Annotated in this window: 16 protein-coding genes; 3 read left to right on the top strand and 13 right to left on the bottom strand. The window is 67.5% G+C overall.

Annotation, left to right across the window (positions count from 1 at the left end; genetic code table 11):
* Positions 1–12 precede the first annotated feature (12 nt).
* The 7 genes from ACFXP9_RS04115 to ACFXP9_RS04085 all read right to left on the bottom strand — a co-directional run bounded on the left by ACFXP9_RS04115 (position 13) and on the right by ACFXP9_RS04085 (position 4,727).
* The gene (locus ACFXP9_RS04115; protein WP_397206057.1) at positions 13–348 is read right to left on the bottom strand and encodes an SMR family transporter; all 336 of its coding nucleotides are present in this window, start codon (positions 346–348) and stop codon (positions 13–15) included.
* Positions 345–1,382: a YihY/virulence factor BrkB family protein gene (locus ACFXP9_RS04110; protein WP_397206055.1), complete on the bottom strand. Its 1,038-nt coding sequence runs from the start codon at positions 1,380–1,382 to the stop codon at positions 345–347. Before ACFXP9_RS04110 ends, ACFXP9_RS04115 begins: the two co-directional genes overlap by 4 nt.
* Entirely contained in the window at positions 1,375–2,046 is a 672-nt protein-coding gene (locus ACFXP9_RS04105; protein ID WP_397206053.1) for a hypothetical protein, read from the bottom strand. The genes ACFXP9_RS04110 and ACFXP9_RS04105 overlap by 8 nt, the downstream gene beginning before the upstream one ends.
* Positions 2,047–2,235: 189 nt before the next feature.
* Positions 2,236–2,838, bottom strand: coding sequence for a 50S ribosomal protein L9 (gene rplI / locus ACFXP9_RS04100; RefSeq protein ID WP_397206051.1), 603 nt, complete (start codon positions 2,836–2,838; stop codon positions 2,236–2,238).
* Between the two features lie 12 nt (positions 2,839–2,850).
* Complete coding sequence (gene rpsR / locus ACFXP9_RS04095) at positions 2,851–3,078, bottom strand: 30S ribosomal protein S18 (protein WP_085867363.1); 228 nt, start codon at positions 3,076–3,078, stop codon at positions 2,851–2,853.
* 14 nt (positions 3,079–3,092) lie between these two features.
* Positions 3,093–3,446, bottom strand: a complete 354-nt coding sequence (gene rpsF, locus ACFXP9_RS04090; protein ID WP_397206049.1) for a 30S ribosomal protein S6 — start codon at positions 3,444–3,446, stop codon at positions 3,093–3,095.
* A 189-nt stretch (positions 3,447–3,635) separates the two neighbouring features.
* Positions 3,636–4,727: a cytochrome-c peroxidase gene (locus tag ACFXP9_RS04085; protein ID WP_397206047.1), complete on the bottom strand. Its 1,092-nt coding sequence runs from the start codon at positions 4,725–4,727 to the stop codon at positions 3,636–3,638.
* 139 nt (positions 4,728–4,866) lie between these two features.
* Between ACFXP9_RS04085 and prfA the strand changes: the two genes are divergently transcribed.
* The 3 genes from prfA to ACFXP9_RS04070 all read left to right on the top strand — a co-directional run bounded on the left by prfA (position 4,867) and on the right by ACFXP9_RS04070 (position 7,762).
* Positions 4,867–5,919: a peptide chain release factor 1 gene (gene prfA / locus ACFXP9_RS04080; RefSeq protein WP_397206046.1), complete on the top strand. Its 1,053-nt coding sequence runs from the start codon at positions 4,867–4,869 to the stop codon at positions 5,917–5,919.
* Positions 5,920–5,924: 5 nt separating this feature from the next.
* Positions 5,925–6,779 (top strand): peptide chain release factor N(5)-glutamine methyltransferase, encoded by an 855-nt coding sequence (gene prmC, locus ACFXP9_RS04075; protein WP_397206045.1) that lies wholly within the window; start codon positions 5,925–5,927, stop codon positions 6,777–6,779.
* A gap of 209 nt (positions 6,780–6,988) precedes the next feature.
* Positions 6,989–7,762: a DUF4167 domain-containing protein gene (locus ACFXP9_RS04070; protein WP_397206043.1), complete on the top strand. Its 774-nt coding sequence runs from the start codon at positions 6,989–6,991 to the stop codon at positions 7,760–7,762.
* Positions 7,763–7,980: 218 nt separating this feature from the next.
* On the opposite strand, the gene rsmA is transcribed toward ACFXP9_RS04070, so the two are convergent.
* The 6 genes from rsmA to lptF form a co-directional block, all read right to left on the bottom strand.
* Complete coding sequence (gene rsmA / locus ACFXP9_RS04065) at positions 7,981–8,826, bottom strand: 16S rRNA (adenine(1518)-N(6)/adenine(1519)-N(6))-dimethyltransferase RsmA (protein WP_397206041.1); 846 nt, start codon at positions 8,824–8,826, stop codon at positions 7,981–7,983.
* Positions 8,823–9,854 (bottom strand): 4-hydroxythreonine-4-phosphate dehydrogenase PdxA, encoded by a 1,032-nt coding sequence (gene pdxA / locus ACFXP9_RS04060; protein ID WP_397206039.1) that lies wholly within the window; start codon positions 9,852–9,854, stop codon positions 8,823–8,825. Before pdxA ends, rsmA begins: the two co-directional genes overlap by 4 nt.
* Complete coding sequence (locus ACFXP9_RS04055) at positions 9,851–11,134, bottom strand: peptidylprolyl isomerase (protein ID WP_397206038.1); 1,284 nt, start codon at positions 11,132–11,134, stop codon at positions 9,851–9,853. The genes pdxA and ACFXP9_RS04055 overlap by 4 nt, the downstream gene beginning before the upstream one ends.
* A 100-nt stretch (positions 11,135–11,234) precedes the next feature.
* Complete coding sequence (locus tag ACFXP9_RS04050; protein WP_397206036.1) at positions 11,235–13,703, bottom strand: LPS-assembly protein LptD; 2,469 nt, start codon at positions 13,701–13,703, stop codon at positions 11,235–11,237.
* Positions 13,700–14,824: an LPS export ABC transporter permease LptG gene (lptG, locus tag ACFXP9_RS04045; protein ID WP_397206034.1), complete on the bottom strand. Its 1,125-nt coding sequence runs from the start codon at positions 14,822–14,824 to the stop codon at positions 13,700–13,702. The genes ACFXP9_RS04050 and lptG overlap by 4 nt, the downstream gene beginning before the upstream one ends.
* Positions 14,821–15,972 (bottom strand): LPS export ABC transporter permease LptF, encoded by a 1,152-nt coding sequence (gene lptF / locus ACFXP9_RS04040; RefSeq protein ID WP_397210008.1) that lies wholly within the window; start codon positions 15,970–15,972, stop codon positions 14,821–14,823. Before lptF ends, lptG begins: the two co-directional genes overlap by 4 nt.
* Between the last annotated feature and the right edge of the window lie 82 nt (positions 15,973–16,054).

Here is a 16,054-nt window from a genome sequence, read left to right as displayed (position 1 = left end):
CGTCGCGCGGCCCTAATGCGGCACGGTTTTCGACAGCAGATTGATGACCAGCACCCCGGCGACGATCAGCGCGATCCCCAGCAGCGCCGGGCTGTCCAGCCTTTGCCCGAACAGCACCGCCCCGGTCAGCGCCACCAGCACGATCCCCAGCCCGGCCCAGATCGCATAGGCAACGCCAAGCGGCATCACCCGCAGGGTCAGGCTGAACAGCCACAGCGAGGCGATGTAACACCCGGCCATGGCCAGCGTCGGCCATAACCGGGTAAAGCCCTGCGTCTGTTTCAGCAGCGATGTGCCCACGACCTCCAGCAGGATGGCAAGGAACAGCGTGCCGAACACCGCGATCATTGCGGGCTGTCCGGCGGGGTGTCCTGGGTGTCGGGCAGGCCGTTTTCCAGCAGAATCTGGCGTTCGACAGCGGCGTTCAGTTCCGCTCCCACCATCACCACCATGGCGGCGATCCACAGCCACATCATCAGGCCGATCACCGCCCCAAGCGAGCCATAGGTTTCATTGTAATTGGCGAAATTTGCCGCATACCACGAAAACAGCAGCGAGGCCGCCACCAGCCCGACCGAGGCCAGCAATGCCCCCGGCGAGATCCAGTGCCAGGCGGCATCGTCGCGGCTGGGGCCCCAGCGATACAGCACCGCCAGCCCCAGCAGCAGGCCGCCAAACATCACCGGCCAGCGCAAATACTGTAACGCCGCATCCGCCAGCGGTCCCAGCGGCAGCCATGCCAGCAGCGCCGGGATCACCGCGACGATCGCCAGCATGGCAATAACCGCCCCGATCGCCCCGATGGTGAACAGAAACGCGACCAGATTCAGGCGGATAAAGCCGCGCTTTTCGGTCTGGAACCACGCCATGTTCAGCGCATCCAGCAGCGCCTTGGTGCCGCCCATGGTGCTGTAAAGCGCCAGCAGAATCGCCACCGCCCCCGCCGCTGACAGCGCGTTGCGCGGCGACTGCGCGATGGCGCCGACCTGATCGCTGATGATTCCCATCGCGCCCTCGGGCAGGAAGGCAGACAGGGTCGACAGGTGCTGTTGAATGGTATTGGGGTCGGCCAGCAGGGCATAGATCGACACCAGCGCGGTGATGGCGGGAAACAGCGACAGCAGGGCGTAAAACGTCACCCCTGCCGCGACCGAGGTGACGCGGTCGCGCCCAATCTCGGACCATGCGCGGCGGGCGACGGCCAGCCAGCTTTTGGCGGACAGCTGCCACGGCGTGTCGGGGCCGGGCGCGGCAATGATGGTGTCATGCCGGCGCTGCGCCTTGCTGCGCGGGTCGGGCGGGGGCGGCAACAGGCCGGCGCGGCGGCGCGTTGCGTCGTCCAGATCGCCGGTCAGCGCCTGCCAGATGCCGCGTTCAGCCATGATGTCCGGTGTTGTCGTCGTCGTGAAATCGTGCCGCACGCTGGTCCTGCCGGTCCAGGATGTGGCGCACCGAATCGGCGCTGTCGGAAAATTCGCGAATAATGCCACTGGCCTGTTGCGCCACCGCGCGAAAGCCGGTCACCGCCGCGTTCAGCGACCCGATCAGCCCCAGCAGACCGCCCGACAGACCCTGCGTGGTGTCGCGCACCTCGCGCAGGAACGAGGGCTGTGCCACGCGGCGGCGTGCCCCGGCGCGGGCGGCGGCACGGGCGCGTTCCTCGGCCTCGATCCGGGCCAGCGAACGTGCCGACAGGCGCTGATGCGCAGCGTCCAGCGATGCGTCATCGCGACGGCGGTCATCGTCACCGCCGCTGACGGCATCCGCGATCTTGCGCGCCGCCAGAATCGTGCCCGCCGTAGCGGCCGCGGCGGCCACGCCGATTCCGCCCCAGACAAGGATACGCGCCGTCAGCGAGGGCGCCGGATAGGGCCGCCCGTCAGGGGCCAGATCGCCGCTGGGAATGACCCGGCGCGGGTCCAGATGCGACGGGCGATAGGGGGCCGACGCCCGGTGGCCCTTGGGCACATGACGGGTGCCGAAACGGGTTTCGCTGTCCACGTCTGCCTCGGTCCGGCGTGGGCGGTTGTCGTAAATATCGGTCATCTGGCACCCCTTTTATGCTGTCCTCGGGACTGGTTTCCCAACCCCGCCGGGGCGGGGAATGTTCCGCCTGTTCCGGGGCATTTGACGAAAAAACCCGGCGCGTGTCACGTCAGCGGGCAAAAGAAAAACCGCGCCGGCGTGATGCGGCGCGGTTTTCCGGTTTTGTGGGCTGTGCCTTGCGGCGCGGCCTTATTCCTGATCGCGGGCGGTGATTTCCGCACCGTCGTCGTCATTGCCGGCGCTGCCGATATCGTCGAACAGTTCGGCGATTTCGAATTCAGCTTCGGCATCGGCTTCGGCGGCCAGATCCTGAATCGACTTGCCCTGTGCCTGAAGCTCGGCTTCTTCGGTGGACCGGGCGATGTTCAGCACGATCTCGGCCTCGACCTCGGGGTGCAGGTGGATGCCCACGCTGTGCAGACCCAGATCCTTGATCGGCGCCCCCAGCACGACCTGTTTGCGGTCGATGCTGAACCCGGCTTCGGTCGCGGCGTCGGCGGCGTCACGCGTGGTGACCGAGCCATACAGCGCGCCCGCATCCGATGCCGAGCGGATGATGACGAAGGTTTCGCCATTCAGCTTTTCGGCCAGCTTTTCAGCCTCGGCTTTGGTTTCCAGATTGCGGGCTTCCAGTTGGGCTTTCTGGGCTTCGAACGCCTTGATATTGGCCTCCGAGGCGCGCAGCGCTTTTTTCTGCGGCAGCAGGAAGTTGCGCGCGTAGCCTTCCTTGACGGAAACCACTTCGCCCATCTGACCCAGCTTGGCCACACGTTCCAGCAGGATGACTTGCATGTTCGTCTCTCCTTACTTCACGGCGTAGGGCAGCAGCGCCAGGAAACGGGCGCGCTTGATGGCACGGGCCAGCTCGCGCTGTTTCTTGGCCGAAACGGCGGTGATGCGCGACGGCACGATCTTGCCGCGCTCGCTGATATAGCGCTGCAGCAGACGCGTGTCTTTATAGTCGATTTTCGGCGCATTTTCACCCGAGAACGGGCAAACCTTGCGGCGGCGGAAGAACGGTTTGTTCGCCATGTGTCGTTCTCCTCTTAATCGCGGCGACGGCGTTCGCCGCGCTCTTCGCGTTTCTGCATCTGGACCGAGGGGCCTTCCTCGTGCGCGTCGACCTTGATGGTCAGCACGCGCATCACGTCGTCATGCAGACGGGCCAGACGTTCCATTTCCTGCACGGCATCGGACGGTGCGTCCGAACGCAGGAAGGCATAGTGGCCCTTGCGGTTCTTGTTGATTTTATAGGCGAGGGTGCGCACACCCCAGTATTCGTGATCGACCACCTTGCCGCCATTATCGGCCAGCACGGTCGAGAAATGTTCGATCAGCCCTTCGGCCTGCGCGTTCGACAGGTCCTGACGGGCGATCAGCACATGCTCATACAAAGGCATGGCTTCCCCTTTTTCGTTTCAGGCGCGCTTCATAGGCGGGTGAACCTTTCCGCGCCCCGCCACGAGAGGGCTGCGCCGGTTTCGCAAAATCTGCGGAAAGGATGCGGACTTATAGCCCGAACCCCCGCGATTGCAAGGCGATTCGCGGGGGGCGGGCCGGGCCGGGGTGATGCCGGCCCGGCCCGGTGGTTATTGCGGGGTGAACATGGTTTCGGGCAGTGGCGTGCTGTCGCTGCGCACCGGCAGGATGGGGTGGGTGATCTGCGGCTGATCGCCGGTCAGCGTGTGCAGGAAGGCCACGATGTCATCGACCTGTTCATCCGCCAGTTCCGTCCCCAGCTGTGAATCGGACATGATCTGGACCGCCTGCCGCAGATCCCAGACCTGACCGGAATGGAAATAGGGCGCGGTCAGCGCGACATTGCGCAGCGGCGCGGCGCGGAAGACATATTCGTCATCGGCGGTCTGGGTCACGCTAAAGCGGCCGGGGTCGTTTTCAGGCAGCACATCGGCCCCCGGTTTGCGCACCAGCCCAAAGGGGTAATAATCCTGTCCGCCGATATTGATGCCACTGTGACAGGCGGTGCAGCCGGTATCCATGAACGCCTGAAGCCCGCGTTTTTCCTGATCGGTCAGGGCCGCATCATCGCCGTTCAGGAAGCGGTCAAAGGCGCTGTGAGGGGTGATCAGCGTGGCCTCGAACTGTTCGATGGCAAAGGCGAAATTGTCGAAATTCACCGGGTCGTTGTCGCCGGGGAAAGCAGCCTGAAACGCCTCGACATAGCCGGGCATGGATTTCAGGGTTTTGACCAGATGGTCGGGGGTGTTGCTCATCTCGACGCCGGCCTGCACCGGGCCTTTCGCCTGTTCGGCAAGGTCAGGGGCGCGGCCGTCCCAGAACTGCGCGACGTTGAACACCGCGTTCAGCATGGTGGGCGCGTTGCGCGGCCCTTTCTGCCAGCCATGCCCGACCGAGGTCGGCAGCCCGTCCACCCCGCCAAGCCCGACATTGTGGCAGGTCTGGCACGAAATCAGCCCCGATTTCGACATGCGCGGGTCAAAGAACAGGCTTTTGCCAAGCGCGATTTTCGCGGGGTCCAGCGCCTCGCCTTCGGGGTTGTCGCTGGTCTGGCGCAGGGCCACGGGTTCGGCGGGAATGGCGGCGAACACATCCTGCGCGGCGGCGCGCAGATCGGCATCGGCCAAGGGCGCGTCCTGCGCCATGGCGGCCTGGCACAGGGCAAGGGTTGCGGCGGTTGTTATCAGCCATGATCTGGTCATCGGGGCCTCTTCTGTCAGCTGGCGTTCTGCGCGCTGCGGCCCGCTTAGCACGGCGTTACCCTGTCACATTTGATCCAGATCATCCGCCCCGGCGCGCAAGCGGCTTTACGCCTGTGCGCAAGCCGGGTAAGCCGCGCTGATGCTGCCACAGGACCGCCTTGACCAGATCGCCGCACGTTTCGAGTTTCTCGAGGCACAGCTTGGCGCGGGCGCCGACCCGGCCAAAATCGCCGCGATCAGCCGCGAATATGCCGATCTGAAGCCGGTGGTGGCCCAGATCGCCGCGTGGCGCGACGCGCAGGCCGCACTGGCCGATGCCCGCAGCCTGCTGAATGACGCCGAAATGGCGGAACTGGCGCGCGACGAAATCACCCGGATCGAGGCCGCGCTGCCCGATCTGGAACAGGCGCTGCGGGTGGCCCTGCTGCCGCGCGATGCCGCCGATGCCCGCCCCGCCATCGTGGAAATCCGCCCCGGCACCGGCGGCGACGAGGCGGCGCTGTTCGCGGGCGATCTGTTGCGCATGTATCAGCGTTTTGCCGAATCGCAGGGCTGGTCGTTTCAGCTGCTGGAGATGTCGCAATCCGAACTGGGTGGCGTGCGCGAGGCCGTCGCCCGGATCGAGGGCGAGGGCGTCTTTGCCCGGCTGAAATACGAATCCGGCGTGCACCGGGTCCAGCGCGTGCCCGAAACCGAATCGGGCGGGCGCATTCACACCAGCGCCGCCACGGTTGCCGTCCTGCCCGAGGCCGCCGAGGTCGATATCGACATTCCCGCCAGCGACATCCGCATCGACACGATGCGGGCCTCGGGGGCGGGGGGGCAGCATGTGAACACCACCGATTCGGCGGTGCGCATTACCCACCTGCCGACCGGCATCGTCGTCACCAGCAGCGAGAAATCGCAGCACCAGAACCGCGCCAATGCAATGGCCGTTCTGCGCGCCCGCCTTTACGAGGCCGAGCGCGCGCGCGCAGACAGCGCCCGCGCCGCCGACCGCAAGGCGCAGGTCGGCAGTGGCGACCGGTCGGAACGCATCCGCACCTATAACTTTCCGCAGGGCCGCGTCACCGATCACCGCATCAACCTGACGCTGTACACGCTGGACCGCGTCATGACCGGCGATCTGGCCGAGATCATCGCCGCGCTGGTGGCCGAAGATCAGGCCCGCAAGCTGGCCGCGCAGGACTGACCGCGATGACCCGCACCATCCGACAGGCGCTGCGCGATGCGGTGGCCGCACTTGACGGGGCCGGGCTGGCCGACCCGGCGCGCGATGCCCGGCGGCTGTTGGCGGCGGCGCTGGGGGTTGAAACCGGGCGGCTGGTGCTGATGGCCGACGATGCGCTGAGCGATGCCGATGCCGCTGTGTTCGACGCCTGGTTGCGCCAGCGCCAGCAGCGCCGGCCCGTGGCCCAGATCACCGGCTGGCGCGATTTCTGGGGTCACCGCTTTGCCGTGACCCGCGACACGCTGGACCCGCGCCCCGACACCGAAACGCTGGTCGCCCATGCGCTGGACCTGCCGTGGCGCAGCGTGCTGGACCTTGGCACCGGGACAGGGGCGATCCTGATTTCGCTGCTGGCGGAACGAAAGGCTGCGCGCGGGCTGGGGGTTGACCTTTCGCCCGCCGCGCTGGCGGTGGCGCGTGACAATGCCCGCCGCATCGGGGTGGCGGCGGATTTTGCCGAAAGCGACTGGTTCAGCGCCGTGACCGGGCGGTTTGACCTGATCGTGTCGAACCCGCCCTATATCGCGCTGGACGAAATGCCGGCGCTGGACCCCGATGTGCGCGAGTGGGAACCGCATCTTGCGCTGACCGATGGCGGTGACGGGCTGGGGGCCTATCGTGTGATCGCGGCGCGGGCGGGGGCGTTTCTGAACCGCCCCGGCAGATTGGCGGTCGAAATCGGCCCCGCACAGGGCGCCGCGGTATCGGCCCTGCTCCGTGATGCGGGGTTCGAACAGGTCACCGTGATCGCGGATCTGAATGGCCGCGACCGGGTCGTGACCGGCTTGTGGCCGGAAAACGCACCCAAATCGGCGGTTTAATGCGTAAAATTGGCGTTAGCCCCTTGCCTGTCCCGCGCGGGCATGATTAGCAGGTGGCGTGACGGGTGCGCGCTGCGCCCGCACGGGCCAGCCTGACATTGACGGCAATCCTGTGGGGCCAACGCCCCGCCCGACGGGCAAGGGTTTGTGGTTGGCGGGCCGCGATCCAAACGCATCCAGATCAACTGGACACACAGACAGACAAGCTGATGAGATCATCGAAATCCCGTTCGCGTAACAAGTCGAACCGCTCGCGCTCGCTTGGCAATATCGTCAACCGCGTGTTTGATTCCTCGGGCCCCGAGGGCAAGGTGCGCGGCACGCCGCAGCAGATCATCGACAAATACCTGACGCTGGCCCGCGATGCGCAGCTGTCGGGCGACCGCGTGGCCGAGCAGAGCTTTCTGCAACATGCCGAGCATTACACCCGCATGTTGGGCGAGGCACAGCGCGAGCAGGCCGAACGTCAGGCACAGCATCAGCAAAACAATAACCGGGGCGACGACCAGACCGATGGTCGTGGTGATGGCCAGACCCAGCCCCGCCGCGAAGATCGTCGTGACGATCGCCGGGATGACCGCCGTGACGCCGGACGCGATGGCGAATCCCAGCCCCGCGCCGAGGCCCCCCGCGATGCCGATACGTCGCGTGACGCCGATGCCCCGCGCGGTCGCGATGCAGGTCGCGATGCGGGCAGTGACAGCGCCGCGACCGATGCCGAACGCCCCGCACGGGCCCCGCGCCGGTCACGCAAGCCCGATGCCGATATCCGCGAATCCGACGGCCGCGAATCCGATGGCCGCGAACCCGCTGGCATGGGGATCGCCGGTGGCGAGGCTGACAGCACCCCAATCGCCACCCCCGAAGAGGCCGCAACCGACGCCGCCCCGGCCCGGCCCCGCAAGCCCCGCACCCCGCGCGCCCGCAAAGCCGCGTCTGATGCATCGGGCGAATTGCCGCTGGCGCTGAACGAAGAGGGCTGATCCCGGCCCGCCCCCAAACAAACACGGACACCGGCGCGGTCCGGCACGGGCCGTGTTCGGGGATCTGTCAGGGGCGCATGGACCGTCAGGCGAGGCACCGGGTTTCCGGTGCCTTTTCATTTAGTCCACGGCAATCAGCCAGATTTTTCAGCCAGTGCCTTTCAGCAGGGGAAGATTCAGCACCCCTGTTCCGGCGCCCTGATTTCAGCCCGCGTCTTTCAGCCAGCCTCTTTCAGCACGCGGGCCAGCGCGCAGAACCCGGCAATGTCGATTTCCTCGGCCCGCGCGGTGGGGGCAAGTCCGGCCTTAACCAGCAGATCCTCGATCCGGGGATGCAAGCCGCGCAGGCTGGCGCGCAGCATCTTGCGGCGCTGGTTAAAGCCCGCCGCCACCACCCGCGACAGCACCGCCGGATCGGCGGGATAGCGCGGCTGGTCCAGCGCGGTCAGATGCACCACCGCCGATTCGACCTTGGGCGCCGGGGTAAAGGCCTGCGGTGGCAGGGTCAGCGCGATATGCGCGTCACAGCGCCACTGTGCCAGCACCGCCAGCCGGCCATAGGCCTTGCTGCCGGGGCGGGCGACGATGCGCTGGGCGACCTCGCGCTGGAACATCAGTGTCAGCGACTGCCAGAAGGGCGGCCAGTCCGGCGGGGTCAGCCAGCGCACCAGCAATTCGGTCCCGACATTATAGGGCAGGTTCGCGGCGATGCGGATCGGCGGGGTCAGATGCGCCAGCGGGTCGATGGCCAGCGCATCGCCCGACAGCACCGTCAGCCGCCCCGGATAGGCGGCGGCGATCTGGTCCAGCGCGGGCAGGCAGCGGTCGTCTTTTTCGATGGCCAGAACGTGGCGGGCGCCCTCGGCCAGCAGGCCCCGTGTCAGGCCGCCGGGGCCGGGGCCGATTTCCAGCACGTCGCAGCCCGACAGATCGCCCGCCACCCGCGCAATGCGTGCTGTCAGGTTCAGGTCCAGCAGAAAGTTCTGGCCCAGGGTTTTCTTGGCGCGCAGGTCATGGGTCGCGATGACCTGGCGCAGGGGGGGCAGGGCGTCGATCTGGGTCATGGGTATTTGGGCAACGAAGAAACACGGTGGGCCGCCATATCGCGGGCCATGCGCAGCGCCGCGATCAGGCTGGCGGGGTCGGCGCGGGTCAAGCCGGCAATGTCAAAGGCGGTGCCGTGATCGGGCGAGGTGCGGATGAAGGGCAGTCCCAGCGTCACATTGACCCCGCCCGCGAAATCCAGCGTCTTGATCGGGATCAGCGCCTGATCGTGATAGGCACAGACCGCTGCGTCGTAACGCGCGCGGGCCGGGGCGTGGAACATGGTGTCAGCAGGCAGCGGGCCGGTAATGTCCAGCCCCTGCGCGCGCAGATCGTCCAGCAGAGGGGACATCCAGTCGCGTTCCTGCCGCCCCATGGCGCCGTTTTCGCCGGCATGGGGGTTCAGCCCGGCCACGGCGATGCGCGGCTGCGCGATGCCGAAATCGCGGATCAGCGCGGTATGGGTGATGCGGATGGCGCGGCCAAGGCTGTCTGGGGTCAGGGCCGCGGGGACATCCTGCAAGGCGATGTGGATGGTGGCCGGCACGGTGCGGCAGGGCGGGGTGACCGTGGTCGAAGCCAGCATCATCGCCACATCCACGCCGCCGGCCAGATGGGCAAGGTATTCGGTATGGCCCGGAAAGCCAAAACCCGCGCCGGTTTTCAGCACATGCTTGGCGATGGGGGCGGTGCACAGGGCGCTGGCCTGTCCGCTGGTGACCAGATCGACCGCGCGGGCGATGCAGTCGATCACCGCCTGCGCATTGGCGCCGTCGGGTTGCCCCGGTGTGACCGATGCCGGGAAGTCGTGGCGCAGCACCGCCAGCCGGTGTGCCGGGCGCGGATCGCGCGGGCTGTTCAGCGCCACCCAGTCTGTGCCGTGGGGCAGGTGGCGCGGATCACCCAGCCACAGGAAATCAACCCCGCAGCCCACCGCTTTCGCGGCCAGTTCCGGCCCGACGCCCGCAGGGTCACCGCAGGTCAGGATGACGGGACCGGGTTGGGGGGCGGGCTGAGGGTCGTCGCCGGGCCGGGAGGGGTGGCTCATGGTTGACGGATCAGCGCATCGGCCCGCAGTTCCGCCAGATAGGCGTCGGCCATCATATTGATCTTGCGGTTAAAGATCGCGTTGCGCACGGCGTCGCGTTCGGGCAGCGCGTCTGCCTCGGGGGCTTTGGTCGCGGCCTCGACCCCGTCGGGGGCGGCGGCGGTGCTGGGCACGGCGGCATCAGCCTGCGCCAGCAGCGCCGGGGTGCGTTTGCACAGCATCACCAGATCGGCCGAAACACCGCGGTCGATCACCGTCGATTCGCCCTCGTCCAGATGCGCCAGCCGCAGGGCGACATCGGCAGGGATGGCGGTCTGGGGCAGGGTTTGCTGACGCAGCTGCTGGTCGGGAATGTCCCGGGCCTGAACATACAGGTCGTCACAGCCGCGCAGCGGTGCGGCAAAGCCCGCCGCCTGCGCCGCCGTGGGCAGGGTCAGGGTGATGAAATCCAGCACCTGCGCCTTTGCACCGGGGCGCAATTCGCCCTGTTCGTCGCGCAAAAAGAACAGCACCACCGCGCCGGGCACCGTCAGCGGCTGCGAGATCTGGCCGGGATTCAGCCCCAGCACGATCGGGCGCAGCGCCGGCGGCAGGTTATCCAGCGGCGTCCACGGCAGACGCCCGCCCCGCGCCGCCGATGGCGTTGCCGACCAGCGGCGTGCGGCCGCGGCAAAAGCGGCCTCGGAGGTGACAGTCGCGGACAGGTTTTCGGCGCGGGCAAGGGCTGCGGCCTCCTGGCCGGGGGGGGCGGGGATGATCAGTTCGGACAACAGCACGCGGGTAATGCGCGGGGTCTCGATCTGTTTTTTCATCTCCTGCTCGATCTCGGCATCCGAGACGTTGATGGCGGGCACGATGCGGCGGCGGATGACCTCGCGCCAGGCGACGCCCGCCTTGACGAAATCGCGATAGGCCTGCCGTTCAACCCCGGCGCGGGCCAGCGATGCGGTGAATTGTTCGACATCCATATTGGCGCGACCGGCAAATTCGGCCAGCCCGGCCTGAAGCGCCTCGTCGCTGACGGTGACGCCCATATCGGCGGCGGCCTGCATCCGAAGGCGGTCCTCGATCAGGGCCTTCATGGCGCTGTCGCGATCAGCGCCGGGGGCGTTCAGCACCTTCATAAAGCGCATCCGCTGGTCCAGCTCATACCCGGTGACAGCGTTGTTGTTGATATAGATCACCGGCGAAAACGCCCCTGTCTGCGCCTGTGCGGGCGACAGGGCGGGCGCCACAGCGCCGGCAGCAACCAAGGTCAGCGAAAGAAGAAGATGCCGCATGGAACGGTCCCTGATTTGTGGTGCCCCGTGGGCAGGTGTTGCGCCGACCTTAACCAAGGCTGTGGCGATGGGGAACTGCTTTTCGTGTCACCCGCCCGGCTTAGCGGGCGCAGGCGCGTCTGTCGATGCGGCCCGGCCCGTCGCTGGTGCGCCCAAAGCCGCCAAGCCGCACCGACAGCCCGAAATCGGTTTCCGCCCGCAGCGCGTCCGAAGCGGTAAAGCGGCGTTTGACCGTGGCTTCAAGCGTGACGCATTCATTGCGGTATTGCAGCCCCAGTTCGGCCTTTTGCGCGCGCCCCGCCTGAAAGTCATAGCGGGTTTCGCCGCTGGCCCACCAGCCCGGCGCGATCTGCCAGCCGGTGTCCAGCACCAGTTCTGACACCCGGTCCAGCCGCGATTCGGTGGCGTCGCGTTCCATCCACAGATAGCCAAGCGACAGCCGCCGGTCGGCCCGCGCCCATCCCATGCGCAATTCATTGCGGCTGATGTTGAAATCGTCGTCAAACAGCGCCCGGTTTGAAATCGCCAGCCCGTCATTATTGGAAAAATGCGCCGCCAGCAGCCAGTCCGAGCGCTGTCCCGACAGCGGCCCCGAGGCCCCCAGACCGTCGCGCGCGGCGGCCCTGAACACCCGCCCCGCCGTCACCCCAAGGCTGTAGCCCGCCGGGTCGATCCGCGTCCAGCCGATGCCCAGATTGGCGCGCAGCCCGCCCTCGCGCAGGTCGGCACCGGGGCTGCGGTCCAGCGAAAACAGGTTGCCTTCGTCGAATTCCAGCACCCGGCTGTCCTCGTTCGGGATGTCGTCGCGGTCATGGGGCGACCAGACCAGTTGCACCACCGGTTCCAGCAGATGCGTGGCCTGACCGTGGCTGGCGATCAGCGGCCAGCGCAGTTCCGCCCCCAGATAGGGCATGGCGCGGCTGGTGATGCCGCTGGCGGTGCTGTCCTGACGGATCTGGTAAATATCGGCGTCGAACCCGGCAATCGCGGTGCCGACGACCCCGCCGCGCAGAACCTGACTGCGCCGCCAGTCCAGCCCGACCGAGGCCCGCGCCACATCGCGCCCGATATCATCGTCGTCCGAGCGGCGGCGGTGGCCATGCAGCGACCATTCCAGCAGCGCCTCGCCGCCCAGACGCGCGGGGTGAAAGCGGCGCTGCCACAGCGCGTCACCCACCAGCGCGGGCAGGGTGGCGTTGGTTTCGTCATCACGGAAGGTCTGATACTGGCCGATGCGGGCGCTGACCAGCCGTTTGCGGGTTACCTTGTCCAGCGTGACCCCGGACCACAGCCGGTCGGCATCGGTGACGTCGTAATCCAGCAGATAGCCACGGTCGGTGGTGGTCTGGACCTGAAGCCCAAGGCGGTAATCGCCCGCCACCGTCCAGATGCCGCTGCCGAACAGATAGCCGCGGGTTTCATCTGGCCTGATATCATCGCGCGACACGGCGCCCTGCCATGTCATCGCCCCGTTCCAGAACGCCTGCCGCCAGCGCGCCCCCAGCGTGCGCGTGCGGCTGGCCGAAAGATAGGGCGTCAGCGTCAGGTCGGCATGGTCCCCCAGCGTCAGGAAATAGGGCAGCTTGACCCCGAAACCCAGATTCGAGGTGGTGCGGATTTCCGGGCGCAGAAAACCGGACATGCGTTCGACGCTGGGGTCGGGGGCGGTCAGCGCCGGCAGGGCCAGCACCGGCACCCCCATCAGGCGGAATTGCGGGCGGTCGAAATGGATCTGTCGGGTCTGGGCGTCATGGGTGATGGTGCGGGCGCGGATTTCCCACAGCGGCGTGGGATTGCCCGCGCAGACCTGACAGCTGGAGGCCACGACATGGCGCAGCGTGGTCAGCCGGCCATTTTCGCTGCGCTGCGCCTGTGCGGCGGCCAGCTGCATCTCGCGCGCAAGGACCAGCCGGGCGCCGTGCAGGATGCCGGCTTGCAGGTCGCGCGACAGCTGTGCCTGATCGGCCACCAGCACGGTTTCGTCAGCGGTGCCGCGCTTGCCGGGTTCGGACAGCTGGATGGGGCCGCGAATGGTCAGTGCCCCGGTCTGGCCATCGACGCGGATCTGTGCCGCGACCAGCCGCACGCCCTTGTGCCAGACCACCACCCCGCCCGAGGCCGTCAGGTCGCGATCGCCCGACAGGGTGATCTGGTCGGCCAGCAGGGTCGCGGCATCGCTGTCGTCTGTGCCGTTGCCAATGCCGGTGCCGGCAGGGGCGGCCGGGGTCAGCGTGATGTCGGGGGCAATGCTGCGCGGGGCATCATTGGGGTCGGTGCCGTCAGCAGCCACATCGCTGCCGCCAAAGGCGTTGGGTGCCAGCGCCGGGCCGATGCGGCGCAGCCATGCGGCAATGCCGTCCTGCGCCTGCGCGGGACCGGCGCCCGCGGTGATGCCCGCACCGGTCAGCACCAGCGCGGTGGTCAGCGCCAGCGCCAGCCTTGCGGCGGCCCGCGGGCGGGGTGTCGCAGCGGGCGCCGCGCGCTGCTGTGCGGCGGCGGTGGCCGTCACCGTGGTGGCGGGTGCAGGCCGGGGGCGGGGCCAGCGGCGGGAAATCGGTCGGGCGGTCATCCGTCCTCCTGTTGCAGGATCAGGGCCAGTGCGAACAGGGCCGCGACCAGCGGGGGCGCCCATGCCGCCAGTTGCGGGGTGATCTGGCCCGCATCGCCAAGCACCTGCGCCATGTTTTGCAAAAAGAACACCGCCACCCCGGCGCCAAAGGCCAGCAGGATCGGCAGCCCGGCATTGCGCCCGCGCAGGTGCTGCAAGGTAAAGCCCGCCGCGATCAGCACCATCGCCGCCATCAGGAAGGGCCGGGCCAGTTCGGACTGGAACCACACCCTGTGGCGTTGGGCGCTGAAACCGGCGCGTTCCAGCCCGGCGATATAATCCGGCAGTTCCCAGACCGGGATCGCCTGCGGCTTGCCAAAGCTGTTGCGGATGCTGTCGGGCGTCAGGTCCGAGGGCAGCACGATTTCGGGGTGCTGGCTGGCCTCGGCCTCGGGGTTGGTGGCGGCCAGCGGCCAGGCCTTCACGTCGCGTAGCTGCCAGCTTTTGTTGTGCAGCACGGCCTCGCGCGCCTCCAGCCGGAATTGCGGGCCGATATCGGGCGAAAACAGCAGGAAGGTGGCGTCATACAGCGTCGTCGCATCGGGGCTGGACCGGTCGGCGCGGATCACCACCTGACCGCCGGCGGTGATGCCCTCGTCGGTTTCGACCGGGGGGACGGACTGGCGCAGCCAGACCGCGTTGTCGCTGACCGAGACGACCTGCGCCTCGCCGCTGCGGATCTGGTTGACGGCGGCCTCGTATCGTTTGCCGCTGGCGGCCACGAACGGGTTCAGCACCGCCACCGCCACCGCCCCCAGCGTCATCGCCGTCAGCATTGGCGCCACCAGCAGCCGCAGCGCCGACCGCCCCGAGGCCCGGATCGCCACCATTTCCGAACTGCGCGCCAGCCCGATAAACAGCGCAATCGCCGCCAGCACCGTCAGAAGCGACAGGATGGAATAGAAACTTTCCGCGATATTCAGCGCCGACAGGCCCGCCGCCCCGCCAAGCCCGACCCCGCGTCCGCCATAGCGGCGGATTTCCTCGACAATGTCAATCAGGAACAGGATCGCGGCAAACACCGCCGCGATCAGCACAAACAGCCGCAAAAAGCGGCGCGCGATATACAGCGCCAGCGTCATGGCGCCCCCCGTTTGCCGCGCGCCTGCGCGATGCGGGCGCGCAGCGGGCGGCGTGGACGCGCGGCCCACCACAGCATCACCGCCACCGCCGCCAGCCCGGCCAGTGCCGGCACATAAACCAGACCCCAGCGCGACGGGTCCAGCGCGGCCAGATTTTCCGCGCCGTTTTTCAGCATGTTAACCACGATCAGCCCGACAATCGCCCCGGTCAGCTGCGGCCACATGCCAAAGCGGGAATAGCCGCCAAGCATCAGCGCCGCGAACCCCAGCAGCACCGCGACCGGCGCCAGAAGCGGCTGTGCCAGACGCTGATGGGCCTCCAGCCGGGCCTCGGCGGCGCTGGCGCCGGTGGCGGCCAGCAGCGCGGCATCGGGGGTCAGCAGGCGCAGCGTGCCGTAATCGCGCAGATCCTGCCCGCGCGGGTCGCTGGCCGCGATCAGGTTGCCGATGTCATAGGTGAAATCGGCAAACCGCGTCACCGACAGCCGGCGCTGGTCGCCGATGCGGCGCAGGTTCTGGACCATGCCGCGCATCATCACCAGCCGGGGACCGTTTTCGCTCTTCAGCAGCAGGGCTTCCTCGGCGGTATAGGTGCTTTGGTCGGCGGGGTTGCGGGCGTCCTCGATGAACATGTTCAGCAGCCGCCCGTCATCCGAGATCTGGCCGATAAACACGGTCAGCCCCCTGGCCGGGAACTGGAACGTGCCGGGGTGCAGGAACCGCGCGGTGACATTTTCCGAAATCTGTGCCTGCCGTTCGGCCAGCCTTGCCCGTGCCATCGGCACCAGCCCATGCACCAGCAGCGCCACCAACAGCCCCACACTTAACCCGAACACCGCCACGGGCCGCGCCAGCCGCCACGGCGACATGCCCGCCGATTGCATCACCACCAGTTCGGAATCGCCCGACAGTTTCTGGATGCCATAGGCGCTGGCCGCAAAACCCGCCACCGGCAGCACCGTCGCAATGACCAGCGGCAGCGTCAGCGCGGTAAATTCCAGCACCACCAGCGCGGTCTGGCCGTCGGACAAAAGATCCTCGAACAGCAGCACCGCCCGGTTGATCCAATAGATGGATACCAGCACCAGCGCGAAAAAGCCGAACAGGCTGAACAGGCGCGAACAGATATAGCGGTCGATCTGGGGCAATCGGGGCCTCGGGGTGATATTGTGCCCTGCTTATCCGCTGTCGCGGCGCGGGGAAAGACCGCGCTGGCCTTTGCAGAACGGC

This window comes from Paracoccus jiaweipingae (assembly GCF_044335505.1).
Classification (GTDB): Bacteria; Pseudomonadota; Alphaproteobacteria; order Rhodobacterales; family Rhodobacteraceae; genus Paracoccus.
This window is presented reverse-complemented; position numbering and strand designations above follow the sequence as displayed.